Annotated in this window: 26 protein-coding genes; 19 read left to right on the top strand and 7 right to left on the bottom strand. The window is 70.4% G+C overall.

All coding sequences use genetic code 11. From position 1 onward, the window contains the following. The first annotated feature begins 198 nt into the window (after positions 1-198). From typA to Q1A98_RS06360, 6 genes are read left to right on the top strand one after another with little or no spacing between them, the layout of a single operon-like run. Entirely contained in the window at positions 199-2,112 is a 1,914-nt protein-coding gene (typA, locus tag Q1A98_RS06385) for a translational GTPase TypA (RefSeq protein ID WP_299571045.1), read from the top strand. A gap of 13 nt (positions 2,113-2,125) precedes the next feature. Then, positions 2,126-4,048, top strand: a complete 1,923-nt coding sequence (locus Q1A98_RS06380; RefSeq protein ID WP_299571043.1) for an ABC transporter family substrate-binding protein — start codon at positions 2,126-2,128, stop codon at positions 4,046-4,048. After that, positions 4,045-4,959, top strand: a complete 915-nt coding sequence (gene mshB / locus Q1A98_RS06375) for an N-acetyl-1-D-myo-inositol-2-amino-2-deoxy-alpha-D-glucopyranoside deacetylase (protein WP_299571040.1) — start codon at positions 4,045-4,047, stop codon at positions 4,957-4,959. The genes Q1A98_RS06380 and mshB overlap by 4 nt, the downstream gene beginning before the upstream one ends. Continuing rightward, a complete protein-coding gene (locus tag Q1A98_RS06370; protein ID WP_299571037.1) occupies positions 4,946-5,320 on the top strand; it encodes a facilitated glucose transporter in 375 nt (124 codons plus the stop codon). The genes mshB and Q1A98_RS06370 overlap by 14 nt, the downstream gene beginning before the upstream one ends. Beyond that, entirely contained in the window at positions 5,310-7,928 is a 2,619-nt protein-coding gene (locus Q1A98_RS06365) for a bifunctional FO biosynthesis protein CofGH (protein WP_299571036.1), read from the top strand. The genes Q1A98_RS06370 and Q1A98_RS06365 overlap by 11 nt, the downstream gene beginning before the upstream one ends. A gap of 15 nt (positions 7,929-7,943) precedes the next feature. Continuing rightward, positions 7,944-8,717 (top strand): hypothetical protein, encoded by a 774-nt coding sequence (locus Q1A98_RS06360; RefSeq protein WP_299571035.1) that lies wholly within the window; start codon positions 7,944-7,946, stop codon positions 8,715-8,717. Positions 8,718-8,869: 152 nt separating this feature from the next. Here the strand turns inward: Q1A98_RS06360 and Q1A98_RS06355 are convergent, their stop codons facing one another. The 4 genes from Q1A98_RS06355 to Q1A98_RS06340 all read right to left on the bottom strand — a co-directional run bounded on the left by Q1A98_RS06355 (position 8,870) and on the right by Q1A98_RS06340 (position 11,647). Next, on the bottom strand, positions 8,870-9,319 hold the full coding sequence (locus tag Q1A98_RS06355; RefSeq protein ID WP_299571034.1) for a hypothetical protein: 450 nt from the start codon (positions 9,317-9,319) through the stop codon (positions 8,870-8,872). Positions 9,320-9,377: 58 nt separating this feature from the next. Further along, the gene (locus tag Q1A98_RS06350) at positions 9,378-10,520 is read right to left on the bottom strand and encodes a DUF6745 domain-containing protein (protein WP_299571033.1); all 1,143 of its coding nucleotides are present in this window, start codon (positions 10,518-10,520) and stop codon (positions 9,378-9,380) included. Between the two features lie 166 nt (positions 10,521-10,686). Beyond that, positions 10,687-11,073 carry a rhodanese-like domain-containing protein gene (locus tag Q1A98_RS06345; RefSeq protein ID WP_299571031.1) on the bottom strand — a complete coding sequence of 129 codons (387 nt, stop codon included), beginning with the start codon at positions 11,071-11,073 and terminating at the stop codon, positions 10,687-10,689. Positions 11,074-11,095: 22 nt separating this feature from the next. Next, entirely contained in the window at positions 11,096-11,647 is a 552-nt protein-coding gene (locus Q1A98_RS06340) for a cysteine dioxygenase family protein (RefSeq protein WP_299571030.1), read from the bottom strand. A gap of 222 nt (positions 11,648-11,869) precedes the next feature. Here Q1A98_RS06340 and fdxA point away from each other — a divergent pair, with 222 nt between their 5' ends. From fdxA to Q1A98_RS06325, 3 genes are all read left to right on the top strand, one after another. Further along, a complete protein-coding gene (gene fdxA, locus Q1A98_RS06335) occupies positions 11,870-12,196 on the top strand; it encodes a ferredoxin (protein WP_253647709.1) in 327 nt (108 codons plus the stop codon). A gap of 10 nt (positions 12,197-12,206) precedes the next feature. Then, on the top strand, positions 12,207-13,343 hold the full coding sequence (dapC, locus tag Q1A98_RS06330) for a succinyldiaminopimelate transaminase (RefSeq protein ID WP_299571028.1): 1,137 nt from the start codon (positions 12,207-12,209) through the stop codon (positions 13,341-13,343). Between the two features lie 259 nt (positions 13,344-13,602). Continuing rightward, positions 13,603-14,934: an MFS transporter gene (locus Q1A98_RS06325; RefSeq protein ID WP_299571026.1), complete on the top strand. Its 1,332-nt coding sequence runs from the start codon at positions 13,603-13,605 to the stop codon at positions 14,932-14,934. A gap of 3 nt (positions 14,935-14,937) precedes the next feature. Here Q1A98_RS06325 and dapD read toward each other — a convergent pair whose 3' ends face one another. Next, positions 14,938-15,894 (bottom strand): 2,3,4,5-tetrahydropyridine-2,6-dicarboxylate N-succinyltransferase, encoded by a 957-nt coding sequence (gene dapD / locus Q1A98_RS06320; RefSeq protein ID WP_299571023.1) that lies wholly within the window; start codon positions 15,892-15,894, stop codon positions 14,938-14,940. Between the two features lie 31 nt (positions 15,895-15,925). Here dapD and Q1A98_RS06315 point away from each other — a divergent pair, with 31 nt between their 5' ends. Next, positions 15,926-16,627, top strand: a complete 702-nt coding sequence (locus Q1A98_RS06315; protein ID WP_299571020.1) for an AraC family transcriptional regulator — start codon at positions 15,926-15,928, stop codon at positions 16,625-16,627. Positions 16,628-16,629: 2 nt separating this feature from the next. Here Q1A98_RS06315 and Q1A98_RS06310 read toward each other — a convergent pair whose 3' ends face one another. Together Q1A98_RS06310 and Q1A98_RS06305 are read right to left on the bottom strand one after the other, a co-directional pair. Next, entirely contained in the window at positions 16,630-17,025 is a 396-nt protein-coding gene (locus tag Q1A98_RS06310; RefSeq protein WP_299571018.1) for a VOC family protein, read from the bottom strand. 55 nt (positions 17,026-17,080) lie between these two features. Beyond that, on the bottom strand, positions 17,081-17,728 hold the full coding sequence (locus Q1A98_RS06305) for an SDR family NAD(P)-dependent oxidoreductase (protein ID WP_299571016.1): 648 nt from the start codon (positions 17,726-17,728) through the stop codon (positions 17,081-17,083). A gap of 89 nt (positions 17,729-17,817) precedes the next feature. Between Q1A98_RS06305 and dapE the strand changes: the two genes are divergently transcribed. From dapE to Q1A98_RS06260, 9 genes are all read left to right on the top strand, one after another. Then, entirely contained in the window at positions 17,818-18,927 is a 1,110-nt protein-coding gene (dapE, locus tag Q1A98_RS06300) for a succinyl-diaminopimelate desuccinylase (RefSeq protein WP_299571014.1), read from the top strand. 87 nt (positions 18,928-19,014) lie between these two features. After that, positions 19,015-19,851, top strand: a complete 837-nt coding sequence (locus tag Q1A98_RS06295; RefSeq protein WP_299571836.1) for a TIGR00730 family Rossman fold protein — start codon at positions 19,015-19,017, stop codon at positions 19,849-19,851. Then, positions 19,848-20,384 carry a TIGR00730 family Rossman fold protein gene (locus Q1A98_RS06290; RefSeq protein WP_299571012.1) on the top strand — a complete coding sequence of 179 codons (537 nt, stop codon included), beginning with the start codon at positions 19,848-19,850 and terminating at the stop codon, positions 20,382-20,384. Before Q1A98_RS06295 ends, Q1A98_RS06290 begins: the two co-directional genes overlap by 4 nt. Before the next feature lie 51 nt (positions 20,385-20,435). Continuing rightward, positions 20,436-22,217 carry a long-chain-acyl-CoA synthetase gene (locus Q1A98_RS06285; RefSeq protein ID WP_299571010.1) on the top strand — a complete coding sequence of 594 codons (1,782 nt, stop codon included), beginning with the start codon at positions 20,436-20,438 and terminating at the stop codon, positions 22,215-22,217. A gap of 98 nt (positions 22,218-22,315) precedes the next feature. After that, the gene (folP, locus tag Q1A98_RS06280) at positions 22,316-23,128 is read left to right on the top strand and encodes a dihydropteroate synthase (protein ID WP_299571833.1); all 813 of its coding nucleotides are present in this window, start codon (positions 22,316-22,318) and stop codon (positions 23,126-23,128) included. Positions 23,129-23,145: 17 nt separating this feature from the next. Further along, positions 23,146-24,114 carry a glucosyl-3-phosphoglycerate synthase gene (locus tag Q1A98_RS06275; RefSeq protein ID WP_299571831.1) on the top strand — a complete coding sequence of 323 codons (969 nt, stop codon included), beginning with the start codon at positions 23,146-23,148 and terminating at the stop codon, positions 24,112-24,114. Between the two features lie 73 nt (positions 24,115-24,187). Further along, a complete protein-coding gene (locus Q1A98_RS06270) occupies positions 24,188-25,030 on the top strand; it encodes an SDR family oxidoreductase (RefSeq protein WP_299571008.1) in 843 nt (280 codons plus the stop codon). A gap of 21 nt (positions 25,031-25,051) precedes the next feature. After that, entirely contained in the window at positions 25,052-25,402 is a 351-nt protein-coding gene (locus Q1A98_RS06265) for a DivIVA domain-containing protein (RefSeq protein WP_366943368.1), read from the top strand. A 51-nt stretch (positions 25,403-25,453) separates the two neighbouring features. Next, positions 25,454-25,621 (top strand): DUF3117 domain-containing protein, encoded by a 168-nt coding sequence (locus Q1A98_RS06260; protein WP_005171222.1) that lies wholly within the window; start codon positions 25,454-25,456, stop codon positions 25,619-25,621. Positions 25,622-25,628: the final 7 nt, after the last annotated feature.

Raw genomic sequence — 25,628 nt, 5'->3', positions numbered from 1 at the left:
CCCCGTCTACCCCGGTCGACATCGCGGCCGAACGGTCATCGGATCGTTACGCGCAGCTGTGACCGCTGTCTCTCGCCCCGACCCGATACCCTTGATCCGGCCACACACCGCGGTCGGCCGATATCGTCGTGCCCGCGCGGTGCCCCAGACCTCGATCTCGCAGATCTCGATGTCACAGACCTTCGGAGAATCCTCGTAGTGAACGCTGTCCAGAACTTCCGCAACGTCGCGATCGTCGCGCACGTCGACCACGGCAAGACCACGCTCGTCGACGCGATGCTCCGCCAGTCCGGCGTGTTCGCCGAACGCGAGGAGATGGTCGACCGCGTCATGGACTCCGGTGATCTCGAGCGCGAGAAGGGCATCACGATCCTCGCGAAGAACACCGCGGTGCACCGTCGCCAGCCCGACGGCACCGAGGTCATCATCAACGTGATCGACACCCCCGGCCACGCGGACTTCGGTGGTGAGGTCGAGCGCGGCCTGTCGATGGTCGACGGCGTCGTCCTCCTCGTCGACGCGTCCGAGGGTCCGCTCCCGCAGACCCGTTTCGTGCTGCGCAAGGCGCTCGCCGCGTCGCTGCCGGTGATCCTGCTGGTCAACAAGACCGACCGTCCCGACGCGCGGATCGAGGAGGTGGTCTCCGAGAGCCACGACCTGATCCTGGACCTCGCCTCCGACCTCGACGACTCCGAGGCCGCCGAGGCCGCGGAACTCGCACTCGACCTGCCGGTGCTCTACGCCTCGGGTCGCGCGGGCATCGCCAGCACCGTCGCGCCCGAGAACGGTCAGGTGCCCGCGGGCGAGAACCTCGACCCGCTCTTCGACATCCTCATGTCCTACGTGCCGCCGCCCAAGGGTGACCCGGACGCGCCGCTGCAGGCGCACGTCACCAACCTCGACGCGTCGCCGTTCCTCGGTCGCCTCGCTCTGATCCGGATCTTCGCGGGCAGCATCAAGAAGGGCCAGACCGTCGCCTGGCTGCGGGAGGTCGACGGTGAGCCCGTCACCGAGCGCGCCAAGATCACCGAGCTGCTCGTCACCGTCGGCGTTGCGCGGACGCCGGGCGAGTCGGCCGTGGCCGGCGACATCGTCGCCGTCGCGGGCATGCCCGGGATCATGATCGGCGACACCCTCGCCGACGTCGACCACCCCGTCGCGCTGCCGCGCATCACGGTCGACGAGCCCGCCATCTCGGTCACGATCGGCACGAACACCTCGCCGCTGGTCGGCCGGGTCAAGGGCCACAAGCTCACCGCCCGCATGGTCAAGGACCGCCTCGACCAGGAACTGGTCGGCAACGTCTCGCTGCGCGTGCTCGACATCGGCCGTCCCGACGCCTGGGAGGTCCAGGGTCGTGGTGAGCTCGCCCTGGCGATCCTCGTCGAGCAGATGCGACGGGAGGGCTTCGAGCTCACCGTCGGCAAGCCGCAGGTGGTCACACGGCAGATCGACGGCAAGCTCCACGAGCCGTTCGAGCACCTGACCGTCGACGTCCCCGAGGAGTACCTGGGCGCCGTCACGCAGCTGCTGGCCGCCCGCAAGGGCCGCATGGGCGACATGACCAACCACGGCAGCGGGTGGGTCCGCATGGAGTTCACCGTGCCGTCGCGCGGGCTCATCGGATTCCGGACCGATTTCCTCACCGAGACGCGCGGCACCGGCATCGCCAACGCCGTCTTCGACAGCTACGCCCCGTGGGCCGGCGAGATCCGCGCCCGCCACACCGGGTCGCTCGTCTCCGACCGCGCCGGCTCGGTCACCCCGTTCGCGATGATCCAGCTCGCCGACCGCGGGACGTTCTTCGTCGAGCCGGGTGCCGACACCTACGAGGGCATGGTGGTGGGCATCAACCCGCGCCAGGAGGACCTCGACATCAACGTCACCAAGGAGAAGAAGCTGACCAACATGCGTCAGTCCTCCGCCGACGTGATGGAGACGCTCGCCAAGCCCATCAAGCTCGAACTCGAGGCCGCGATGGAGTTCTGCACCGACGACGAGTGCGTCGAGGTGACGCCCGAGGTCGTGCGCGTACGCAAGGTGGAACTGGACTCGACGGCACGTGGACGCGAGCGCTCGCGCGCCAAGGCCCGGAACCAGAGCGTGAGCTGATCGCGCGCAGCCGATGACGAAGGCGAGCGTGAGCGGGACGATGCGCGGGGGTCTGGCCGTGGCGGCGCTCGGCGTCGTCGTGGCCGTGGTCGCGGGATGTACGGCGGATCCGCCGCCGCCGGTGCGGGAGTCGGCGGCGCCCGCCACCCCGACCACCACGACGCCGGGGCAGACCATCCAGGTCGCCACCGACAGCATCGGCGTGGGACTCAACCCCCACCTGCTCGCCGACCAGAGCCCGGTGACCACCGCGGTCGCCGCGGCCACCCTGCCGAGTGCGTTCGTGCCCACGGCGACGCCCACGGGCGTGCAGCGGGTGATGGACCCCGCGGTGCTGATCAGCGCGGCCGTGACGTCCCAGGCGCCGTTCACGGTCACCTACCGCATCTCGCAGGACGCGCAGTGGTCCGACGGTCTGCCCGTCACCGCCGACGACTTCGCCTACCTGTGGCAGCAGATGTCGCGACAGCCCGGCACCGTCGCACCCGCCGGCTACCGACTCATCGACGACGTGGCGTCGCGCGCGGGCGGCAAGGAGGCGGTCGTCCGTTTCCGTTCGCCCTACCCGGCATGGCGTGAGCTCTTCTCGGCGATGCTGCCGTCGCACGTGCTGCGCGGCGTGCCGGACGGCTTCCAGACGGGCATGGACTCGGGACTGCCGGTGTCCGCCGGTCGCTACACCGTCACGGTGATCGACCCCAGCCGCGACGAGGTCCGGATGCAGCGCAACGACCGCTACTGGCGCACCCCCGCCGTCGTCGACCAGATCGTGCTGCACCGCGTCGGGACCGCCACCCAGCTCGCCGAGTCGGTCCGGTCGGGTGACACCGGGGTCGTCGCCCTCGCGGGCGGGTCCGCCACCGCGGGCGCCCTCGACGTGATCCCCGGCGTCGTCGTCGGACGGACCGCCGTCGGACGTGTCCTGGAGCTCACAGCCAACACGCGCTCGTCGGTCATGGCCGACGCGGCGGTGCGTCGCGCGGTGCTCGGGATCGTCGACCCGCAGGTCGTCACCGACGCCGCCGCGGGCGACTCGGTGGTGACACCCGTCGCCAATCCTGTCTTCGCGCCGTCGGATCCCGGCTACTACCCGGTGGACCGCACGCGTCCGGACCCGTCGGCCGTGGCCGGATTGCTCGCCGGCGCCGGATGGCGTCCGACCCCGTCGGCGGTCTCGACCACCTCGACGAGCCCGTCGGGCAGTACCGCTGCCGACGCATCGGGCGGACCGGCCGACGGTGCACCGACGACCACCACCCCCACCAGCGCGGCCGCCGCCGGCAGCGCGGCGGGTGCGTCGCTGCCGGCCGGCATCGTCCCCCTGCAGCGGGACGGGAAGACCCTGACGGTCCGCATCGGCGTGGTCGCCGGCGACGTCCGCACCCGCGCCGCCGCCGACACCGTCGCCGATCAGCTGCGCTCGGCAGGCATCGCGACCGACGTGTCCGCGCTGTCGTCGTCGGACCTCTACGGCCCCGCGCTCACCGACCCCGACGTCGATCTCGTCGTCGGTTGGTCCGACGCCACCGTCGCCCCGGCCACGCGTCTCGCCGCGGCGGTCGCCTGCGAACCCACCCCGAGCCCGGGCACCTCGACACCGGGGCCGTCGACGCCGAGCACGACACCGACCACGACGAGTACGCCGAGCACCGGGTCCACGCCCGACGGTGAGTCCCGGCGCTTCCCCAGCAACCTCGGCGGCATCTGCGACCCGACACTCGCCGACATCGCCGACCGTGCGCTGACGGCGGTCGACCCGAGCGCGGATCTGCGTGCCGCGCAGGCGATCATCTCGGCCCAGGACGTCCGACTGCCGATCTTCGAGGACTCCATGCTCACCGCGATCGGGCCCGGCGTCCGGGAGGTGCCGCTCGAGGGGCCGGTCGGTACGGGCATCTTCGGTGCCGTCGGGTCGTGGGGGGTCGCGCAGCGGTGACCGAACGGACCTGGGGCACCGCGGACCGGCGGCTGCTCATCGTGCACGCGCACCCCGACGACGAGTCGATCCAGACGGCTGGTGTCATCGCCCACCACCTCGACGAGGGCGCCGAGGTGACCGTCGTGACCTGCACCCTCGGTGAGGAGGGGGAGGTGATCGGGCAGCGGTGGGCGCAGCTCGTCGCCGGCGGCGGCGCCGATCAGCTCGGCGGGTACCGCATCCTCGAACTGACCCGCGCGCTCGAGATCCTCAGTCCGCCGGGACATCGCCTCGAGCCGTACTTCCTCGGCGGCGCGGGGCACTGGCGCGACTCCGGCATGGCCGGGTCCCCGGCGGCCCGCAACCCCCGGGCCTTCACCCGGGCGGGTGACGAGGCGGTCGATCTCCTCACCGACCTCGTCCTGGAGCGTCGCCCCCAGGTCGTCATCGGGTACGACCCCGCCGGCACCTACGGCCACCCCGACCACGTCGGCGTCCACCGGGTGACCACCGACGCCGTGGCGGCCGCCGCCGACCGCGGGTGGTCGGTGGCCAAGCACTACTGGTCGGTGTCCGAGCGCAGCGCCGTCGTCGACGGGCTCGCGATCGCGGCGATGCGGGTCCCCGACGGCTGGCGCATGCCCGCCGAGGGCGAACTGCCGAGCTACCCCGACGACGAGATCACCACCGAGATCGACATCCGCGGGGTGTACGACCGCAAGGTCGACGCCATGGCCGCCCACGCGACGCAGATCACCGTCGCGCCCAGCCGGCGGGAGTACGCGTTGTCGAACGACATCGTGCAGCCGATCCCGGACGCCGAGCACTTCATCCTCGTGCGCGGGCAGGCCCACCCGGCGCCGGGCGGTCGGGAGACCGACCTGTTCGCAGGGGTCGTGGAGGACGGGACCGGCGATGCGTCTCGCTGACCGCCTCGTCCTCCTCGCGCTCACCGTCGACGGGCTGATCGTCGGCGTCCTGTCGGTGACCTACCTCGACATCTACGCCGGGTCGGTACCCGTGCCGGTCACCGCGATCGTCGGGGCGCTGCTGGTGGCGTGGTTCGTCCGCATCGCCACCAGCCTCACCGCGAGCGCCGTCCGTTACGGCCCGTTGCTCGGCTGGCTGGTCCCGGTGCTCGCCGGTCTGCTCGGCGGTCCGGGCGGCGACGTGACGCTCTACGCGGACTGGCGGACCCTGCTGCTCGTGGTGCTCGGCGTCGGTGCGCCGGTGGTCACGTCGTGGGTCTGGCGGGGACCCGCGCGCCGCCGCCCCGGCGATGGCGCATGATCGGGGGGTGACGAGCACCCCCGGCGACACACCCGCCGACCCGACGGTCGGACTTCCCATCCCCTCCTTCCCGCCCGGCGCCCCCGCCGAGCCCCCCGCACCGACCCCGGCCGCCATGCGTCGCGCGCTGCGACGCGCGCGCGACGGTGCCACCGTGAACCTCGACGAGGCGACCGTGCTGCTGGCAGCCCGCGGCGACGACCTGACCGACCTGTGCGCGTCCGCGGCGCGCGTACGCGACGCCGGACTGGCCGCGGAGAACCGCGCCGGCCAGATCACCTACTCGCGCAAGGTGTTCATCCCCGTCACCCGGCTCTGCCGCGACCGCTGCCACTACTGCACCTTCGTGACCGTCCCGGGCAAGCTCGCCCGAGAAGGACACGGCGCCTACCTCGAGATGGACGAGATCCTCGACATCGCCCGCCGCGGAGCCGAACTGGGCTGCAAGGAGGCGTTGTTCACCCTCGGCGACCGGCCCGAGGACCGGTGGCCCGAGGCCGCGCAGTGGCTCGACGAACGCGGGTACGACTCCACGCTCGACTACGTCCGCGCCGCGTCGATCCGGGTGCTGGAGGAGACCGGACTGCTGCCGCACCTCAACCCCGGGGTGATGAGCTGGGAGGAGATCTCACGGCTCAAGCCCGTCGCGCCGTCGATGGGGATGATGCTCGAGACGTCGTCGCGGCGGCTGTTCACCGACCGCGGTGAAGCTCACTTCGGCAGCCCCGACAAGGACCCCGAGATCCGTCAGCGGGTCCTCGTCGACGCGGGCCGGCTGTCGGTGCCGTTCACCACCGGCATCCTCGTCGGCATCGGCGAGACGCTGCGCGAGCGCGCCGAGTCGATCCTCGCGATCCGCTCCGCGCACAAGGCGTTCGGGCACGTGCAGGAGGTGATCGTCCAGAACTTCCGGGCCAAGGACGACACCGCGATGCGCACCGTCCCCGACGCCGGGATCGAGGAGTTCGTCGCGACGGTGGCGGTCGCCCGCGTCCTGATGGGCCCGTCGATGCGGATCCAGGCACCGCCGAATCTCGTCTCGGCCGACGAGTGCGCAGCGCTCGTCGCCGCCGGTGTGGACGACTGGGGCGGCGTCTCGCCCGTCACGCCCGACCACGTGAACCCCGAACGGCCGTGGCCCGACCTGGACGCGCTCGCGCAGATCACCGCCGACACCGGGTTCACCCTCACCGAGCGCATCACCGCACAGCCCCGGTACGTCCTCGCCGGGCAGCCGTGGATCGATCCCCGGATCACGGCGCACGTGCGCGCCCTGGCCGACCCGACAACCGGCCTCGCCGCCGATGTGCTGCCGCAGGGCCGCCCGTGGCAGGAGCCCGACGAGGACTGGCAGTCGTCGGGTCGCGTCGACCTCAACACCGAGATCGACACCGACGGTCGCGCCACCGACACCCGCAGCGATCTGAACAGCGCCTTCGGTGACTGGGACACCGTGCGCGAACAGGTGCTCGCCCTCGCGGACAGCGCAGCGCCCGAACGTCTCGACTCCGACGTCGCCACCGCACTGCGGCACGCCGAACGCGACCCGGCGGGGTGCAGCGACGCCGACTACCTGGCGTTGGCGACCGCCGACGGACCCGGACTCGACGCGCTCGCGTCCCTCGCCGACGCACTGCGTCGCGACGTCGTCGGCGACGACGTCACCTACGTCGTCAACCGGAACATCAACTTCACCAACATCTGCTACACCGGCTGTCGGTTCTGCGCGTTCGCGCAGCGCAAGGGGGATGCGGACGCGTTCACGCTGTCCGCGGCGGAGGTGGCCGACCGCGCGTGGGAGGCCCACGTGGCCGGCGCGACCGAGGTCTGCATGCAGGGCGGCATCGACCCCGAACTGCCGGTGACGGGCTACGCCGACCTCGTCCGCGCGGTGAAGGAGCGCGTGCCGTCGATGCACGTCCACGCCTTCTCGCCGATGGAGATCGTCAACGGCGCGTCACGGGGTGGTGTCGGCGTCCGTGAGTGGCTCACCGCGCTGCGCGAGGCCGGCCTCGACACGATCCCCGGAACCGCCGCGGAGATCCTCGACGACGAGGTCCGCTGGGTGCTGACCAAGGGCAAGCTGCCGACCGCCACGTGGATCGACGTGGTCACCACTGCCCACGAGGTGGGGCTGCGCTCGAGCTCGACGATGATGTACGGCCACGTCGACTCCCCGCACCACTGGGTCGGACACATCAACGTCCTGCGCGGCATCCAGGACCGCACCGGGGGGTTCACGGAGTTCGTGCCCCTGCCGTTCGTGCACCAGAGCTCGCCGCTGTACCTCGCCGGCGCCTCCCGACCGGGCCCGACGCACCGCGACAACCGTGCCGTGCACGCCCTGGCGCGTGTGATGTTGCACGGCCGGATCCCGCACATCCAGACGAGCTGGGTGAAACTGGGGACGGCCGGAACCCAGGTCATGTTGCGCGGGGGCGCGAACGATCTGGGCGGCACGCTGATGGAGGAGACCATCTCCCGGATGGCGGGATCGCAGCACGGGTCGGAGAAGACCGTCGCCGAGCTGCGGGCGATCGCAGCCGAGATCGGTCGCCCCGCCCGCGAACGCACCACCGTCCACGCCCGCCGAGAGTCGGCGGCCTGAGCGAAGGAAACCCTTGTGGCCCCTGCCTCACCGCAGCAGACGATCTCCGACCGTGACGTCGCCCGGGTCCTGTACGCCGCCACCGGGATCGTGAACCCGATGCTCGACGTGCTCGAGAACCTCGACGTGCTCGGTCTCAAGCGTGCGACCCGCGACGCGGTCACGTCGGCCTCGGGCGACGACGACTCGCTGCTGGCGACCGTCGCGCACGCGATCGTGTGGGCCACCGACCAGACCGGGGCGCCGGGCACCGCTCGGTGGGAGAAGTGGACCGTCGACCAGCGGACCGCGTGGTGGGTCGACCGCGTCGGAGCCCTGGGGACCGTGGTGGTCGCCTACCCGGGCGTGTTCGGCATCCTCGCCGACCGGCTGCCCATCCAGGACCTCTTCGGCTTCGCCCACCAGGCGATCATCATCTGCGCGGTGCAGCGTGTGCACGGCGTGCGCGACCGACACGACCAGACCGATCAGCTCGCCGCGCTGCTGTGTGACCGCGTCGTCGACTCCCGACGCCTCCTCGCCGACGGTGCCGACGATCGGTTGCCGGCCCGTCACGGCGTGCGCATCTCCTCACCGCTCGACCTGGTCCGCTCGGTGTGGACGGTGGTCGGGCTGCTGCGGTCGATCACCGACGTGCTGTCGCACCGTCCGCAGCCCAAGCAGCCGTGGCGGTTGCTGAGCAAGCTGCCCGTCGTCGGTGCGGTCGCCGACTACGTGGGGGAGCGGGCCGCGCTGTCCCGCGCGGCCGACGCCGCCACCGCGAGCCTCCGCGCACCCGTCCACGTCTGACGACGCCCCCGGGCGCCACCCGCCGAATGGGCCGAAACCCCTCGCCGAGCGGGCACAAAACCACCGTCGAACGTGCAGTAGATCCCGCCGAGCGTGCGGTAGATCCCACCGAGTGTGCACAAGATCCCGCCGAGCGGGTGTGGTGCGACACCTCAGTCGGCCACCAACTGCGGGCCGAGGCCGGTCGCCGGGCCGCGCTCACGCTGGCGACCGATGACGTAGCAGCCGGGTGCGATGCCGGTCGCCCCATGCTCGGGGTGGATCAGGTACGCGACGACGTCGGTGTCGAGGATGCCCAGGGCGAGTCCACGCGTGTCACTTACCGGTGTCGACCACATGCAGGTCCCCTCCTCCGAGAGGAGACTGTGCGGGTTCCCGCCCGCCGCGCTCCGCAACAGCTCGACACCGTCCATCGACACGGGCTGAGAACGCGTCCACGGACCTGTGGTGACCGCGCCGGCGAGGAGTCGATGAGGGACGACGATGAGATCGCCCTGCGCCTGCAGCCCGTCGATCACCGGGATGGAAACCGATCGATCGAGGTGGTCGAGGACGGCGAGTCCGGACAGGTCGGAGAGTGTGGACAGGGTCATGACATCCATGTGGGGGCACCTTGTGTCGTGGGGACGGGATGGGGTGGGAGCGGAGTGGGGCGGGAACTCATGTTCTGCGGAGCAGCTGGGCGTAATCGGACGCTGCGATGCCGTAGGTCCAGCCCGCAGCCTGCAGAGCTGATGAGGTCCACGACGGCACGGGCAACCCATAGCAGCGGCGACGTCCGTCGCGTTCAACAGATCCGTTGACCACCAGCAGTATTCGCTCGGGTCGGTCCCATCCGTCTGGCGTGGCGTACAGCGAGAGCGGTTCACCCGCGTTACCCGGATCGTCGACGCGATCGATCAGCGTCAGACCGGCGGCGTCGATGTAGGTGTCCCACCCGATCCGTTCGATCGCACATCGGCGGACCTCGACATTGCGCTCACACGCGATGCGTTCGACATCAGGGTCGTCCATCACCCAGGACGGGACGACGGTCCCGTGCAGCGCGAAAACGGCTGCGCCGTCGGCGAACTCTACTGCGGGACCGTCCTCGCGGTGCAGTCTCCGCTGATCGTGGACCTGATTCGGGATGGGTTCCATGTGCACCACCGTCGGCCTCTCCGCCATCACGCAGACGTCGGCGGAGGCCCACCACCACCCGGTGGCGCCGGCGAGTGCGACGAGCAGGTCGAGAACCTCGTCGTCCCTGGGGGCGAAACGGATCAGGCCCGACTGCCGCCAGAAGTCGTGGTGGGCGACCCGAGGGGCCTCCTGCTGCCCATACCAGGTCACCGCACCGACGGACGGCGGAAGCAGACCACGGATGGCGGCGGCTACTCCGTCGTGCACACTGGTCCGCAGCGGCTTCAGGAGATGTTCTTGCACAATCGATCTCGGACTGATGCCGTAATGCGGCGACGTGAACGGCGACGGAGGTCCGTCACCGGGACTTATCTGCCACCAGCCGAGCGTCCGACGATTTTCTCGGGTGATCCGAGCGTTCATCCGAGCGCGTGACGTGGACAGCAGGTGCGCGATGCGTGCCTGCGTGCTGTCGATGGTGTGCCGGTCGATCGCGAGCGTGCCGTCGGTGAGGCCGTTCGCGGCCATCAGGCGCGCTGCCTCGACCGGCGACGACACCCAGGCGAACTCCGGCAGAGGGCATCCGGACAATCGATATAGTTGCGCGACAGTCGACTCCGCGACAGCACGATCGGCCGGGTCGGTGGATGTGGCGCGGGCGAGCCAAATATCACGGAACACGCCCGGATCCGACTCGGGAGAGAAGCGCGGCAGAAACGGAACTCGATCTCGTCCAGGCGGTCGCTGGACGGCTGCGGCGCTCACGCGACGGTGGCGGGATCCGCCTTTCCTGTGGTCATGCGCTCAAGGGTGACACGTGATGCCGGCGGACGCAATATCCGGACCCTCAATCTGTTGGCGCGTAACCGATCTCGCGCAGCGCCTCCTGGCCCCCGATGACGTCGGTGGCGCGGTGCAGTCCGAGGTCCTGCAGGGCAGCGGCGGCCAGGGACGACGTGTAGCCCTGCTGGCAGACGACGATCCACCGGACGTCGTGGTCGACGGCCTCGGGGATGCGGGCGTCGCTGGTCGGGTCCGCGCGCCACTCGAGGACGTTGCGTTCGATCACCAGCGCCCCGGGGACGTCGCCTTCCTCGGCGCGTTGCGCGGCCGGTCGGATGTCGACGAGCACGGCACCGTCCGCGATCTCATCGGCGACCGCGTCGGCGGGGATCCGCCTCAGTCGCGATCGGGCGTCGGTGAGGAGGTCGTCGATGGTGCGGGGTGTGCTCATGACAGCTGAGTGTCGCCGATCGTCACTCGGGCTCGTCGGTGAGTTCGGTGCGCACCCGCCGCAGCGACTGCTCCGCGGTCACCTCGTAGAACGACATCGCGGTCAGCGGTGGCGAGTACGCGTGGACACTCAGGGTCGGTTCGACGGTCACCGGGGTCGTCGGGTTCCGCATCACGTCGTGGACCCACCCGAGGGGGAACGACGCCTGGTCGCCCGCGTCGAGCGTCCGCGCGCGCAGGTCGCGACCGGTCCAGCGGTATTCGGCGAGGCTGCCTGACACGACGGTCAGGGCGCCGAGGGAACCGGCGTGATCGTGCAGTTCGGTCGACACCCCGGGCGTCCAGCTGATCAGCCACACGTCGACCTCGTCGTCGGAGTGCAGCCGCGTCGACCAGCGCTCGGTGGTGCTCCAGTGCGCCGGGAGCGCGGCGTCGTGCCGGCCGTCGAGCACGTCGGCAGCGTTCAGGTCGGTCAGACGCAGCAGGTCCGCGGGGCACAGACGGGTGGGCAGGACACGCTGGGGGGACGGGAGGCGGGAGGGGGCGAGCGCCGACGGGCGGGTCTGGGTGAGCATGCGATCTCCGGGGCGAGGCGGGGCAGGACGGTCGACTCGATCAGTCGAGACATCGCCGCAGCTGTCGGGGAACACTCACGGATCCCAGGGTCGTTGTTCGGCACCGGTTCGGCGAGGTTTGCAGCCGCTGTGATCCGAAACTCGTCGGTCCGACCCCGCTTGTCCCTGCGTGTCGCCGACACGGATACTTGGGAGAACGCGCGTACTGCGAAGGAGAGTGTGTTGACGTACATCATCGCCGAGCCCTGTGTGGACCTGCTGGATCGGGCCTGCGTCGAGGAGTGCCCGGTGGATTGCATCTACGAGGGCGAGCGGATGCTCTACATCCAGCCCGACGAGTGCGTCGACTGCGGTGCCTGCGAGCCGGTCTGCCCGGTGGAGGCCATCTTCTACGAGGACGACGTGCCGGACGAGTGGGAGCCCTACGTGAAGGCCAACGTCGACTTCTTCGACGACCTCGGGTCTCCCGGCGGCGCCAGCAAGGTCGGCGTGACGGCGAACGACCCTGCGTTCATCAAGGGCCTGCCGCCCATGAACACCGAAGAGTGAAGCACTGCCCATGACGAGCACCCGATCGCGTCGTGAGCACGGCGCGGTCCTGCCCGACTTCCCGTGGGACTCGTTGACCGAGGCGAAGACCCGCGCCGCCGCGCATCCACACGGCATCGTCGACCTCTCCGTCGGCACACCGGTCGATCCCATCGCCGACGTCGTGCGTCGGGGCCTCGACGCGGGCGCCGGTTTCCCGGGATATCCCGCGACAGCGGGCACTGCGGACCTTCGCGATGCCGCCGCCGACGCGCTGACAAGGCGATACGGCGCGACGTCGCTCGACGGCTCGGCGATCCTGCCCGTGATCGGGACCAAGGAGGCGATCGCGTCGATCGTCTCGCTCCTCGGCTTCGGCCCGGGCGACGAGATCGTCATCCCCGAGGTGGCCTACCCGACGTACGAGGTCGGTGTCCTGCTCGCCGGGGCGACCCCGGTACGGGCGGATTCGACGGTGGCCCTCGGCCCGTCGCAGCCCGGCGCGATCTTCCTGAACTCGCCGTCGAACCCGACCGGGAAGGTCCTCGGCGTCGACCACCTGCGCAAGGTGGTCGCCTGGGCGCGCGAACGCGGGACCATCGTCATCTCCGACGAGTGCTACCTCGGGCTGGCCTGGGACGCCGAGGCCGTGTCCGTCCTCGACCCCCGCGTGTGCGACGACGACGTGAGCGGGTTGATCGCCGTGCACTCACTGTCGAAGATCTCGAACCTTGCCGGCTACCGGGCCGGCTTCCTCGCCGGCGACCACGAGCTGATCGCCGAGCTCCTCGCCGTGCGCAAGCACGCGGGACTCATCGTCCCGTTCCCGGTGCAGACCGCGATGACCGCGGCTCTCGGCGACGACGACCATGTCGCCGACCAGCGCGAGCGCTACCGCGCCCGTCGCATCGCGCTCTCGACGGCCGTGCGCCACGCGGGTTTTCGCATCGACCACTCCGAGGCGGGCCTGTACCTGTGGGCCACGCGGGGCGAGCCGTGCCGCGAGAGCGTCGCCTGGCTGGCCGACCTGGGCATCCTCGCCGCACCCGGCGAGTTTTACGGACCGGCGGGTGCGCAGCACGTCCGCATCGCACTCACGGCCACCGACGAGCGCATCGCTGCCGCCGTCGCCCGCCTCACCGAGTCCGTCTCCGCCACCACCGCCTGACCTGCGGTTCCACCCCGCCGAGTGGGCCCAAACCACCCGTCGAGCGTGCAGAAGATCACCGCCCACCGTGCGCTCGATGCCGCCCAGCGTGCAGTCGGTGTCACCGCACATGCCTCCACTGCACGGTCGGCCGGATCTGCCGCACGGTCGACGGGATCGAGTGCACGCTCGGCGCGTCTCGTAACGCCAACTGTTGGTCCGACAGTAATTCGGCGAAAACGCAGGCGACAAGTGGTTCGCGTCCATAACCTGATACGTCGTGCAGGAAACGATCGCGGCGGACCTCGACGCCGCCCCGGCACCGAGACACTCGGTCCGGAAGGTGCTCGCGCTGGGTGCGGGCAACACGCTCGAGTGGTTCGACTGGGGCGTGTACTCGACGATGCTGCCCTTCTTCAGCGGGTACATCTTCGGCGGTGATCCGACGGCGGCGGTGCTGCAGGGCCTGGGGGTCTTCGCCGCCGGCTTCGTCGCGCGCCCTCTCGGCGGGCTCGTCTTCGGCGTGATCGCCGACCGGTACAGCCGCATGACCTCGCTGATCCTGACGATCATCTGCGTCGCCGTCGGCTGTCTCGGGGTGGCGTTCCTGCCGAGTCATGCCGCGTTCGGCATCCTCCCCGCGGTGCTGCTCCTGCTGCTCCGCATCCTGCAGGGGTTCGGGCAGGGCGGCGAGCTGCCATCCCTGCAGGTCTACGTCGCCGAGAACGCACCACGACACCGTGTCGGGTTGTGGTCCAGCATGATCTACGTCTCGGGCAACGTCGGTGTCATCGCCGGGATGATCCTGGGCGCCACCCTCACCTCGCTGATGTCCGCCGACGATCTGCGCGAGTGGGGCTGGCGGATACCGTTCGCGGTCGGGGGAGCGCTCGGACTGGTCGCGATCGGGATCCGACTGTCGATGGGCCGCGACGACGACGGGACATCCGGACCACGACGCGTCGACGCGGCGACGCTGCTGCGCACGTTCGTCGCCGATCGCGCCGCGCTCGTCCGCATCACCTTCATCGTCGCGGGCTCCACGGTCGCGATCTATGCGTGGGGCAACTCGGCGTCGACGTTCGCGATCTCGTTCGGGCACATCACGCCGAAGACCGCTCTGTGGGCGGCGGTCGCCGCGTACTCCACCTCGGCGGCGTTCTTCCCGATCTGGGGGTGGCTCGGTGATCGCACCGACTTCCGGAAGGTGATGATCGTCGGTGCCGCGGCGGTGACGGTGGGCAGCATCCCCGTCAACATGGCGCTGTCCGGCTCGGCGGTGAACCTCTATCTCGCGATGATCGCGATGATCATCCCCATCAACACCATCCAGGCCCTCGAGCCGGTGTTCATGTCCCTGATGCTGTCGCCCGCCGCCCGTGCGACCGGCGTCGGCATCACCTACTCGTCGGTCGCCGCAGTGCTGGGCGGGACCGCGCCCTACATCCGCGCCTGGACCCACGAGCACCTGAACGACATGGTGTTCTCCGGCTACGTCACCGTGATGGCGGCCGGCGCGCTGGTCGCGCTCCTCCTGTCACCGTCGGTGCGTGCGACACCGCGGAGGGCTGAGGTCGATGACTCGGCGACGGCACGGGTGGCCGCCGGGTAGGAATCAGTCGTTGGCGTGCAGCGCCTCGTTGAGGGCGATGCCGTCGCCCTTCCAGGGCACCACCTCGACCGCACCGCTGACGCTGTTGCGACGGAACAGCAGGTTGCTCCGACCGGACAGGTCGCGCGCCTTCACGGTGGTGCCGTCGGGTCCGGTGACCTTCGTGCCCGCGGTGACGTAGAGACCGGCCTCGACGACGCAGTCGTCACCGAGGGAGATGCCGCAGCCCGAGTTCGCGCCGAGCAGGCACCGCTTGCCCAGTGAGATGACGGTGGTGCCGCCGCCGGACAGCGTCCCCATGATCGAGGCGCCACCGCCGACGTCGGATCCGTCGTCGACGACGACCCCGGCCGAGATGCGGCCCTCGACCATCGAGTTGCCGAGCGTGCCGGCGTTGAAGTTGACGAAGCCCTCGTGCATGACGGTGGTGCCGCTCGCGAGGTGTGCGCCGAGACGGACACGGTCGGCGTCACCGATGCGCACGCCCGACGGCACGACGTAGTCGACCATGCGGGGGAACTTGTCGACGGAGTGGACGGCGACCGGCCCGCGAGCCTTCAATCGCGCCCGCGTCATCTCGAAACCCTCGACCGCGCACGGCCCGAAGTTGGTCCACACGACGTTGCTCAGCAGCCCGAACTGCCCGTCGAGGTTCGCGCCATGCGGCGGGATCAGCCTGTGCGACAACAGGTGCAGACGCAGGTAGACGTCGTGCGCGTCGACGGGCGGCTGCGACAGGTCGGCGATGGTGGTCCGCACCGCGACCAGTGAGACGGCGCGCGCCTCGTCGACGGCGACGAGCGCGGCGAGGTCGGCGGGGACGTCGTCCCCGGACAGCCGCTGCGTGCCCGACTCGCCCCCGGTGCCGAGTTCGGGTGCGGGGAACCAGGTGTCGAGGACCTTGCCGTCGTCGGTGATGGTGGCGATGCCGACCCCGGACGCAGACGTTGCTTCAGTCACGGGGAGAGACGATACCGGCGATACTCAACGGGTGGACGAGGCCGTCGGGTACCGCGAGCGCCGGTCCACACTGCTGCCCGCGGTCCTGTGGCGGCGACGCTGTGAACCCGGCGAGTCCACCGTCCTGCCCGACGGCTGCATGGACCTGATCCACGACGGCACGACGATCCGGGTGGCCGGTCCTGACACACGGCCCCACGTCCACCGGACGGATCGACCCACCACGCTCGGCGCGATCCGGTTCGCCCCCGGCGTCGCACCGATCGTGTTGGGGTTGCCCGCGTCGGAGTTCCGGGACGACCGGGTCGACCTCGCCGCCCTGGTCGACCCGCGGGTCCGGCGGTGGATCGACGACGCCGCCGCGGCACCGGACCCCGTCCTTGCTCTCGAGACGCTCGCCGCGCGCGAACTGCGGGCTGCGGGCGGCCCCGTGTCGTGGACGGGCGCGACGATCGCGGAGCTGCGTCACGGGGCGACGGTCGACGCGGTCGCCGCGGACCTCGGTCTCACCACTCGCCAGCTGCACCGGCGGTGTCTGCACCACTTCGGGTACGGACCCAAGATGCTGCAACGGATCCTGCGGGTCCGCGACGCGCTGCCGGCCCTCCGACAGGACACGGTGTTGTCGGATTCCGCCCACCTCCACGGGTTCGCCGACTACCCGCACATGGTCCGCGAGTTCCGCGCGATCACGGGTTCGACGCCGCGCGAGATCGCGCGGCCCCGCGCCTGATCTCAGCTCACCGCCGCGAACAGGTCGACGGGATTGCCGTCAGGGTCGAGGACCACCGCGTACCGCTGGCCCCAGAACGCGTCGAACGGTGCGAGATGATCGGTCGCACCCGCGCCGACGAGCTCAGCGTGCCGCCGGTCCACCTCGGCGGGGTCGCCGCAGTCGATCGCCAGCGCCATCCGGTGTCCACCGGCGGGCGGCGTCCACGATGCATCGAACGATCGGATGACGTCGACGGTGTCGAACATCAGCCGGAACCCGCCGTCGAGGACCGTCTCGGCGTGCGGTTCGCCGTCCTGGGCGGGGTCGATGTCGAGGCCGCAGGCGCGATAGAACGCCAGCGCGCGGGGCATGTCGGAGACGACGACGGACAGTCCGGCCACGTGAGTTCGGGTCATGGGTGGACCGTAGGGCGCCCCGGCGGGCGCTGTCGTGAACGTTTCGGACGTCGCGTCAGTCGGAGTCGACCTGGATGCGGAAGCGGTCACGGCTCGTGTGCAGGTCCCACAGTTTCTCGGCCAGTGCGGTGGGGTTCTTCTCGGGGTGGTCCTCGGAGATGGCCCCGCCGATGATCAGCTGCGACACCTGGATGCCCTCCTCGCCCAGCACCTCGTTGAGCAGCTGCGCGTAGGCGGCCTGACCGGCGAACGCGACCGACGTCCCCGTCACCGCACGGCCCGGCTTCACCGCCGACCCGCCGTTGACGAACAGGATGGTGCCCTTGTTCTCGCCCAGGAACCGCATGCCGGGTACCACCTGGTGGACGGCGGCGACGGGCCCGTAGATCGAGAACTCGACCGGCCCGATCATGTCGGCGGGCGTCGTCTCCAGGACCGGCCGCATGAAGTCCTTCTGCGGCAGCGGGCTGTACTGCAGCACCTCGATCGGCCCGAGTGTCTCGGTGACGAGCTCGAGCGCGGCGGCGATCGACGCGGGGTCGCGGACGTCGGCGGTGAAGCCTCGGGCGTGCACGCCCTCCTTGCCGAGGTCGTCGGCCAGTGCGTCGAGCCGTCCCTGGTTCCGGGAGATCAGCCCGACCGAGAAGCCCTCCGCACCGAACCGGCGGGCCACCGCCGCACCGAGACCTCTGCCTGCACCCACGATCGCGATAGTCGTCATGGCTGAGGCAACTCACGCGTGCGCCGACGGTATTCCACGCCCGCCTCGTCGCCCGATTAGCCTCGGTGACCGTGAGCACCGCGGACCTGGACCTGCACGCCGACCCCGTCGAGCTGACGGCCGCCCTCGTCGACATCCCGAGCGTGTCGCAGGACGAGTCCGCCATCGCCGACGCCGTCGAGGCCGCGTTACGCGGTCAGACAACGGGTTTCGAGATCGTCCGTGACGGCAACCGGGTGCTGGCCCGCACCGACCGTGGGCGGGCGAGTCGCGTCATCCTGGCCGGACACCTCGACACCGTCCCGATCGCCGAGAACGTCCCGCACCGCCGAACCCCCGACGGCGACGACACCGTGCTGCACGGCTGCGGGACCGTGGACATGAAATCCGGGGACGCGGTCTTCCTGCATCTCGCGGCGTCCGTCGCCGACCCCGCACACGACCTCACCCTGATCTTCTACGACTGCGAGGAGATCGACGCCGCACGCAACGGTCTCGGCGTCATCGAGCGCGAGATGCCCGAGTGGCTGGAGGCCGACGTCGCCATCCTCGGCGAGCCGACGGGTGGTCTCATCGAGGCGGGATGTCAGGGGACGCTGCGTGTCCGCTTGTCCGCGACGGGGGTTCGCGCGCACTCGGCGCGATCGTGGATGGGCGACAACGCCATCCACCACCTCGCCGGCGTCCTGGGGATCCTCGCCGACTATGCACCGCGTCGGGTCGACATCGACGGCTGCGAGTACCGGGAGGGGCTGTCCGCGGTCGCGATCGGCGGGGGAGTGGCCGGCAACGTGGTCCCCGACGCCGCCTCGATCGACGTCAACTTCCGCTTCGCCCCCGATCGTGACGCCGATGCGGCACTCGAGCATGTCCGGGAGACCTTCGCCGGCCCGATCGACGCGGGTGAGGTCACGATGACCGTCACCGATCTCGCGCCCGGGGCCCTGCCGGGGCTGTCGCACCCGGCGGCGCGGGGTCTGGTCGACGCCGCGGAGGGTCGGTTCCGCGCGAAGTTCGGCTGGACGGACGTGTCGCGGTTCGCCGCGCGGGGCGTGCCGGCGGTCAACCTCGGACCCGGCGACCCCAGCCTCGCGCACCGTCGCGACGAGCGGGTGTCGGCCGCCGAGATCCGCACGGTCACCGAGACCCTCCGGCGCTACCTGACCACCCCGACGGGCTGACCGGCGGGGATCGGCGGTTCGACTACCGTTCGGCCCGTGTCCACCGATCCCGAACGCCCCGCGCACGAACGGCCCGCGCCGGCCCCGCTGAGCTACGCCGGCGCCAGTTGTCGGCGCCGCGACCGGTCGCAGCCGGTGTCGACGTCGGACCACCGATTGCTCGACACCACCGACCTCGACGCACGCAGTGACCTCGACGGTCGACTGCGTGCCGATCGCGTCGAACGCGACCCGTGGCGCGTGCTGCGCATCCAGTCGGAGTTCGTGGCCGGGTTCGACGCGTTGTCGGGCGTCTCCTCGGCGGTGACCGTGTTCGGATCGGCGCGCACCCGGCCGGAAGCACCCGAGTACGCGATGGGTGTCGACCTCGGCGCCGCCCTCGCCCGCGCGGGGCTGGCCGTCATCACCGGCGGCGGCCCCGGCGCGATGGAGGCCGCCAACCGCGGTGCCGCCGAGGCCGGCGGCGTGTCGATCGGTCTGGGGATCGAGCTGCCGTTCGAGCAGTCGATGAACGACTGGGTCGATCTCGGAGTCAACTTCCGCTACTTCTTCGCCCGCAAGACCATGTTCGTGAAGTACGCGCAGGCCTTCGTCTGCCTCCCCGGTGGGTTCGGCACCCTCGACGAACTCTTCGAGGCGTTGACGCTGGTGCAGACGCGCAAGGTCACCCGGTTCCCGATCGTGCTGCTGGGCACCAAGTACTGGGGCGGGCTCATTGACTGGATCCGCACGACGCTGCTCGAGGCGGGCACGGTCTCCGAGTCCGACGTGGCCCTGCTGACGACCACCGACAGCGTCGACGAGGCCGTCGAGACGGTGACCCGCGCGATCGCCGACCGGGCCGAACAGGCGCGGGTCGACACCGAGCGGGCCCGCGCCGCGGCGGACGCAGCCGGGTCGGCGGGGACAGGTCGGTCCGCATGAGCGCGATCTGTGTGTACTGCGCCTCCGGGCCGGTCCCGCAGCCCTACATCGACCTCGCCGCCGAGCTCGGTTCCGCGATCGCCGCGGGCGGGCACACCCTCGTCTCCGGCGGCGGCAACATCTCGATGATGGGGGCGGTCGCCCGCGCCACCCGCGAGGGCGGTGGCCGCACGGTCGGGGTCATCCCGCGTGCACTCGTCGACCGTGAGGTCGCCGACGTCGACGCCGACGAACTCGTCGTCACCGAGACGATGCGACAGCGCAAGCAGCTCATGGACGACCGCGCCGACGGCTTCATCACGCTGCCCGGCGGCGTCGGGACACTCGAGGAGCTGTTCGAGACCTGGACGGGTGGGTATCTCGGCATGCACGACAAGCCCGTCGTGCTGCTCGACGCGTTCGACTTCTACCGGCCGCTGCTCAGCTGGCTCGACGGCCTGCGCGGCGAGGGTTTCGTCTCCGCGACCGCGCTCGACCGCTTGTGTGTGACGGATTCTGTGACCCGCGCCATCGCGTTGTCTACCAGCCGGTAACCTCTGTCACAGCACGTGCCATCGTCGGTGTAGTCAGTGGGGAGCAGCCGAGTGTCGACCGAAGCCCGTTCGCATGTCGGAATGATGGACATGGCCAAGGGGGTGCTGGGGCTCGCGACCGATGCCACGGTGATGCTCCGGAACGCCCCTGGGTTCGTGCTCCGCAAGCCGACCAGCACCGTCACGATCGGCAGCCTCTTCGCCAAGCGCGCCTCCGATCACCCCGACCGGCCCTTCCTGCGGTTCGAGGGGCGCTCGTACACCTACGGCGAGTGCAACCGCCGCATCAACCGGTGGTCGGCGCTGCTGGCGGAGAAGGGTGTCTCCGAGGGCGACGTCGTCGGCGTGCTGTCGAAGAACCGTCCCGAGGCGGTGCTCGCGATGATCGCCGTGGTCAAGCTCGGCGCGATCGCCGGGATGCTGAACTACAACCAGCGCGGGAACGTCCTCGACCACAGTCTCGGTGTCCTCGAGGCCGACATCCTCATCCTCGACCCCGACGCCCGCGAGGCCCTCGACTCCGCGTCGGAGTCGGCGGTGCCGCGTGAGGTCCTCACCTTCGACGACATCGAGAAGCAGGCCGAGGGCAAGACGGAGTCCGAACCGGAGATCACCGCGACGCTCCCCGCGTCGACGAAGGCGTTCTACATCTTCACCTCGGGCACCACGGGCATGCCCAAGGCCAGCGTGATGTCGCACTTCCGGTGGCTCACGGGGATGTCGGGCATCGGCGGCATGGGTGTGCGCCTGCGCCACGACGACACGATGTACGCCTGCCTGCCGCTGTACCACAACAACGCGCTGACGGTGTCGCTGTCGTCGGTGCTCGGGGCGGGTGCGTGCCTGGCGATCGGTCGCAGCTTCTCGGCGTCGAAGTTCTGGGACGACGTGATCCAGAACCGCGCCACCGCCTTCTGCTACATCGGCGAGTTGTGCCGCTACCTGCTCGCGCAGCCGGAGAAGGACACCGACCGCAAGCACTCGGTCCGGGTCGCCGTCGGCAACGGCATGCGCGCCGAGATCTGGGACGAGTTCAAGGAGCGCTTCGGCATCGAGCGGATCGTCGAGTTCTACGCGGCGAGCGAGTCGAACCTGGCCTTCATCAACATCTTCAACCTCAACCGCACCGCAGGCTTCTGCCCGCTGACCTACAAGATCGTCGAGTACGACGGCGAGACGGGTGACCCGATCCGTGACGACAAGGGTCGGGTCAAGGAGGTCGAGAAGGGCGAGGCCGGACTGCTGATCTCGGAGATCAACGACCGCATCCCCTTCGACGGGTACACCGACCCGAAGGCGACCGAGAAGAAGATGATCACCGACGCCTTCAAGGACGGCGACAAGTGGTTCAACACCGGTGATCTCATGCGCGACCAGGGCTTCTCGCACGTCGCGTTCGTCGACCGCCTCGGCGACACCTTCCGCTGGAAGGGCGAGAACGTCGCGACGACCGAGGTCGAGGGTGGCCTGGACGGCGACTCCCAGATCGGCCAGTCGGTCGTGTTCGGCGTCGAGATCCCCGACACCGACGGCAAGGCCGGCATGGCCGCGGTGACGTTGAAGAACGGCGACAAGCTCGACGGTCAGCAGCTGGCCGAGCACCTCTTCGACGCGCTGCCGTCGTATGCGCTGCCGTTGTTCATCCGGGTGGTGGAGTCACTCGAGCAGACCTCGACCTTCAAGACCATGAAGGTGGAGCTGCGCGAGCAGGGCTACTCCGACACCGGCGACGACCCGCTGTACGTCCTCGCCGGCAAATCAGACGGCTACGTCGAGTACTACGACGGGTACGCCGACGACGTCGCCGCCGCCAAGGCGCCCCGCAACTCGTAACCGACGGCGTGTCGACGGAGTCGATCGGCCCCGCCACACCCACCGGGTGGTCACCCACCCTGTGCGGTCGTCCCGTCGACGCCGGACGAGCTCTGGTGATGGCGATCGTCAACCGGACACCCGACTCGTTCTACGACGGCGGCACCGCGTTCTCCGACACCGGCGCGATGGACCGCGTCACCCGGGCCGTCGACGAGGGCGCGGACATCGTCGACATCGGCGGGGTGAAGGCCGGCCCGGGCGCCGTGGTCGACGCCGACGAGGAGATCCGCCGGGTCGTGCCGTTCGTCGAATGGGTCCGCACCACGCACCCACACCTGGTCATCAGCGTCGACACGTGGCGATCGGAGGTGGCCGAGCAGGCCTGCGCCGCCGGCGCCGACCTCGTCAACGACACCTGGGCCGGCGCCGACCCCGATCTGGTGCACACCGCCGCACGCTGCGGCGCGGGGATCGTCTGCTCCCACACCGGGGGTGCGGTGCCCCGGACCCGCCCGCACCGTGTCCGCTACACCGACGTCGTGGCCGACGTGCTCGCCGAGGTGACCGCGGCGGCCGATCGGGCGGAGGCCGCGGGGGTGGCGGCCGACGGTATCCTGATCGACCCGACGCACGATTTCGGGAAGAACACGCACCACGGGCTGGCGCTGTTACGCCACGTGAACATTCTCGTTAACACCGGCCGACCAGTGCTGATGGCACTGAGCAACAAGGATTTCGTAGGGGAGACTCTGGGCGTGGGCCTGGAGGACAGGCTGGAGGGAACCCTCGCAGCCACCGCACTCGCCGCCTCGGCGGGAGCGCGGGTCTTCCGAGCCCACGAGGTCGCCGCCACCCGGAGAGTGGTCGACATGGTCGCCGCGATAGCGGGTACACGTCCACCGCAACGAACAGTCAGGGGACTCGCATGACCGCACAGAGGACACGTATGTGGCCGGCTCCGGCCGACGTCGACCCCCAGGCGCTCGCCTGGTCGGAGACCCACACCTTCGAACGACCCGACTTCGACATCGACGAGCTCGTCGCGGCCAAGCGCGGCCGCACCGTCTCGGTGGTGCTCCCGGCCCTCGACGAGGAGGAGACGGTCGGCGACGTCGTCGCGTCGATCCTCCCGCTGGTCGGCACCCTCGTCGACGAACTGATCGTCCTCGACTCCGGCTCCACGGACGCCACCGCCGAGCGGGCGACCGCGGCCGGCGCTCGGGTGGTCAGCCGCGAGGCGGCGGTCCCCGAGCTGGCCCCGGTGGCGGGCAAGGGCGAGGTCCTGTGGCGGTCGATCGCCGCGACCACCGGTGACCTCATCGCCTTCGTCGACTCCGACCTCCTCGACCCCGACCCGATGTTCGTGCCCAAGCTGCTCGGACCGCTTCTGCTCGACGAGTCGGTGCATCTGGTGAAGGGGTACTACCGGCGGCCGCTGCGCACCGGCGGTGCCCAGGACCCCAACGGCGGCGGTCGCGTCACCGAGCTGGTCGCCCGCCCGCTCCTCGCCTCGCTGAAGCCCGATCTGACCTCGGTGCTGCAGCCGCTGGGCGGCGAGTACGCCGGCACCCGTGAGCTGCTGGCGTCGGTACCGTTCGCGCCCGGCTACGGGGTGGAGATCGGCCTGCTCATCGACACCTACGACCGCTACGGGATGGCCGGGATCGCCCAGGTCAACCTGGGCGTACGCACGCATCGGAACCGCCCCCTGATCGAGCTCGGCGTGATGAGCCGGCAGATCGTGGGGACCTTCATGCGACGCTGCGGTATCGAGGACTCCGGCGTCGGTCTCACCCAGTTCACCGCACAGGACGACGGCACCTTCACCCCGTTGACCACCGAGGTGCACCTGGCCGATCGTCCGCCCATGACCACCCTGCGCCCCCCGGTCACCCGAGGAGTGCGCGCTTCCTGACGACCCGTGTGGTCTCATCGGTAGAACACGTTCCAGTTTCGGGGCGTGATCCACACCTTCGATGGGAGCGCGCATGACGGTCGGTTCGGTCTCGGGCAAGTCGATCCTGGTCACCGGCGGTGGCAGCGGGATCGGTCGCTGCATCGCGGAGACGCTGGTGGCCGGCGGTGCGACCGTGACGATCCTGGGTCGCAACCGCGAGCGGCTCGACACCGCTGCTTCGGAGATCTCTGCAGCGGGCGGTCCCGGCACGGTGCACGCCGTCTCTGCCGACATCACCGACGAGGAGCAGGTCGCGGCCGCCGTCGCCGAGGTCGTCGAGCGCGCGGGTGGTCTCGAGGGCGTGGTCGCCTGCGCAGGTGGCAGCGAGACCATCGGGCCGGTCACCCAGATCGACAGCGCGGCGTGGCGCAACACCGTCGACCTCAACGTCAACGGGACGATGTACACCTTCAAGCACGCCGCGCGCGAACTCGTCCGCGGCGGTGGCGGGTCCATGGTCGCGATCTCGTCGATCGCGGCGTCCAACACCCACCGATGGTTCGGGGCGTATGGCGTCTCCAAGTCCGCCGTCGACCACCTCGTCCGCCTGGCCGCCGACGAACTGGGTGCGAGCAACGTGCGCGTCAACGGGATCCGGCCCGGCCTGATCCGCACCGAGCTGGTCGCGATGGTGCTCGACTCGCCCGACCTGTCCGGCGACTACGCGCAGTCCACCCCCTTGCCGCGAGTCGGCGAACCCGAGGACGTCGCTCTCCTGGCCGCCTTCCTCTTGGGGGACGCGTCGTCGTGGATCAGCGGTCAGGTGATCAACGTCGACGGAGGCCAGAACGTCCGACGTGGACCCGACTACTCGTCGATGTTCGAACCGCTCTTCGGGGCGGACGCGCTGCGGGGTGTGGTGCCGCAGGAGTGACCACCCGCTACCTTCGGTGACGTGCAGACCCTCTTGCTCTACCTGCTCGTCATGGTGCTGGTGGTGGCGGTCGTGTTCGCCGTCGTCTGGTTCGTGTTCGGTCGGGGCGAGGACCTCCCCGCCCTCGACCCCGACACCACCCTCACGCGCCTCCCCCGGGCCGGGATCACCGGTGCCGACGTCCGGGACCTGCGCTTCGCGTTGGTGTTCCGCGGCTACAAGCAGGCCGAGGTGGACTGGGCGCTGGAGAAGCTCGCGCGGGAGATCGACGAGCTGCGCGGTGTCGTCCTCGACCTGCAGGGCCGCGAGGCGAACGACTTCTCGCGGGCCGAAGCCGACGCGACGGGGGACGACCGCGGTCCGGCCGCATAAGATCGAACTCTGACGCCGACGGACGGCGTGTTCTCGGAGGGAGCTTGTGACATGGCGGCGATGAAGCCACGGACCGGAGACGGTCCCCTTGAAGCAGCCAAGGAAGGGCGAGGAATCGTCGTGCGCATCCCGATCGAGGGCGGCGGGCGTCTGGTCGTGGAGCTGACCGCCGACGAGGCCGCAGCTCTGGGCGAAGAACTGCGTGGCGTCGCCGGCTGACGCCGAT

The sequence above is a fragment of the uncultured Williamsia sp. genome (assembly GCF_947494875.1).
GTDB lineage: Bacteria > Actinomycetota > Actinomycetes > Mycobacteriales > Mycobacteriaceae > Williamsia_A.
Note: the sequence above shows the minus strand (reverse complement) of the source record. Positions and strands in the feature narration are given on the sequence as shown.

What these genes read in the sequence shown, in the direction of transcription:
- Q1A98_RS06270 (WP_299571008.1), top strand. Translation starts at nt 24,188, where the DNA reads ATGACGGTCGGTTCGGTCTCGGGCAAGTCGATCCTGGTCACCGGCGGT.
- Q1A98_RS06290 (WP_299571012.1), top strand. Translation starts at nt 19,848, where the DNA reads ATGAGCGCGATCTGTGTGTACTGCGCCTCCGGGCCGGTCCCGCAGCCC.
- Q1A98_RS06260 (WP_005171222.1), top strand. Translation starts at nt 25,454, where the DNA reads ATGGCGGCGATGAAGCCACGGACCGGAGACGGTCCCCTTGAAGCAGCC.
- Q1A98_RS06345 (WP_299571031.1), bottom strand. Translation starts at nt 11,073, where the DNA reads ATGAGCACACCCCGCACCATCGACGACCTCCTCACCGACGCCCGATCG.
- folP (WP_299571833.1), top strand. Translation starts at nt 22,316, where the DNA reads ATGGCGATCGTCAACCGGACACCCGACTCGTTCTACGACGGCGGCACC.
- Q1A98_RS06370 (WP_299571037.1), top strand. Translation starts at nt 4,946, where the DNA reads ATGCGTCTCGCTGACCGCCTCGTCCTCCTCGCGCTCACCGTCGACGGG.
- Q1A98_RS06365 (WP_299571036.1), top strand. Translation starts at nt 5,310, where the DNA reads ATGGCGCATGATCGGGGGGTGACGAGCACCCCCGGCGACACACCCGCC.
- Q1A98_RS06355 (WP_299571034.1), bottom strand. Translation starts at nt 9,319, where the DNA reads ATGGATGTCATGACCCTGTCCACACTCTCCGACCTGTCCGGACTCGCC.
- Q1A98_RS06275 (WP_299571831.1), top strand. Translation starts at nt 23,146, where the DNA reads ATGTGGCCGGCTCCGGCCGACGTCGACCCCCAGGCGCTCGCCTGGTCG.
- Q1A98_RS06310 (WP_299571018.1), bottom strand. Translation starts at nt 17,025, where the DNA reads ATGACCCGAACTCACGTGGCCGGACTGTCCGTCGTCGTCTCCGACATG.
- dapC (WP_299571028.1), top strand. Translation starts at nt 12,207, where the DNA reads ATGACGAGCACCCGATCGCGTCGTGAGCACGGCGCGGTCCTGCCCGAC.
- Q1A98_RS06340 (WP_299571030.1), bottom strand. Translation starts at nt 11,647, where the DNA reads ATGCTCACCCAGACCCGCCCGTCGGCGCTCGCCCCCTCCCGCCTCCCG.
- Q1A98_RS06380 (WP_299571043.1), top strand. Translation starts at nt 2,126, where the DNA reads ATGACGAAGGCGAGCGTGAGCGGGACGATGCGCGGGGGTCTGGCCGTG.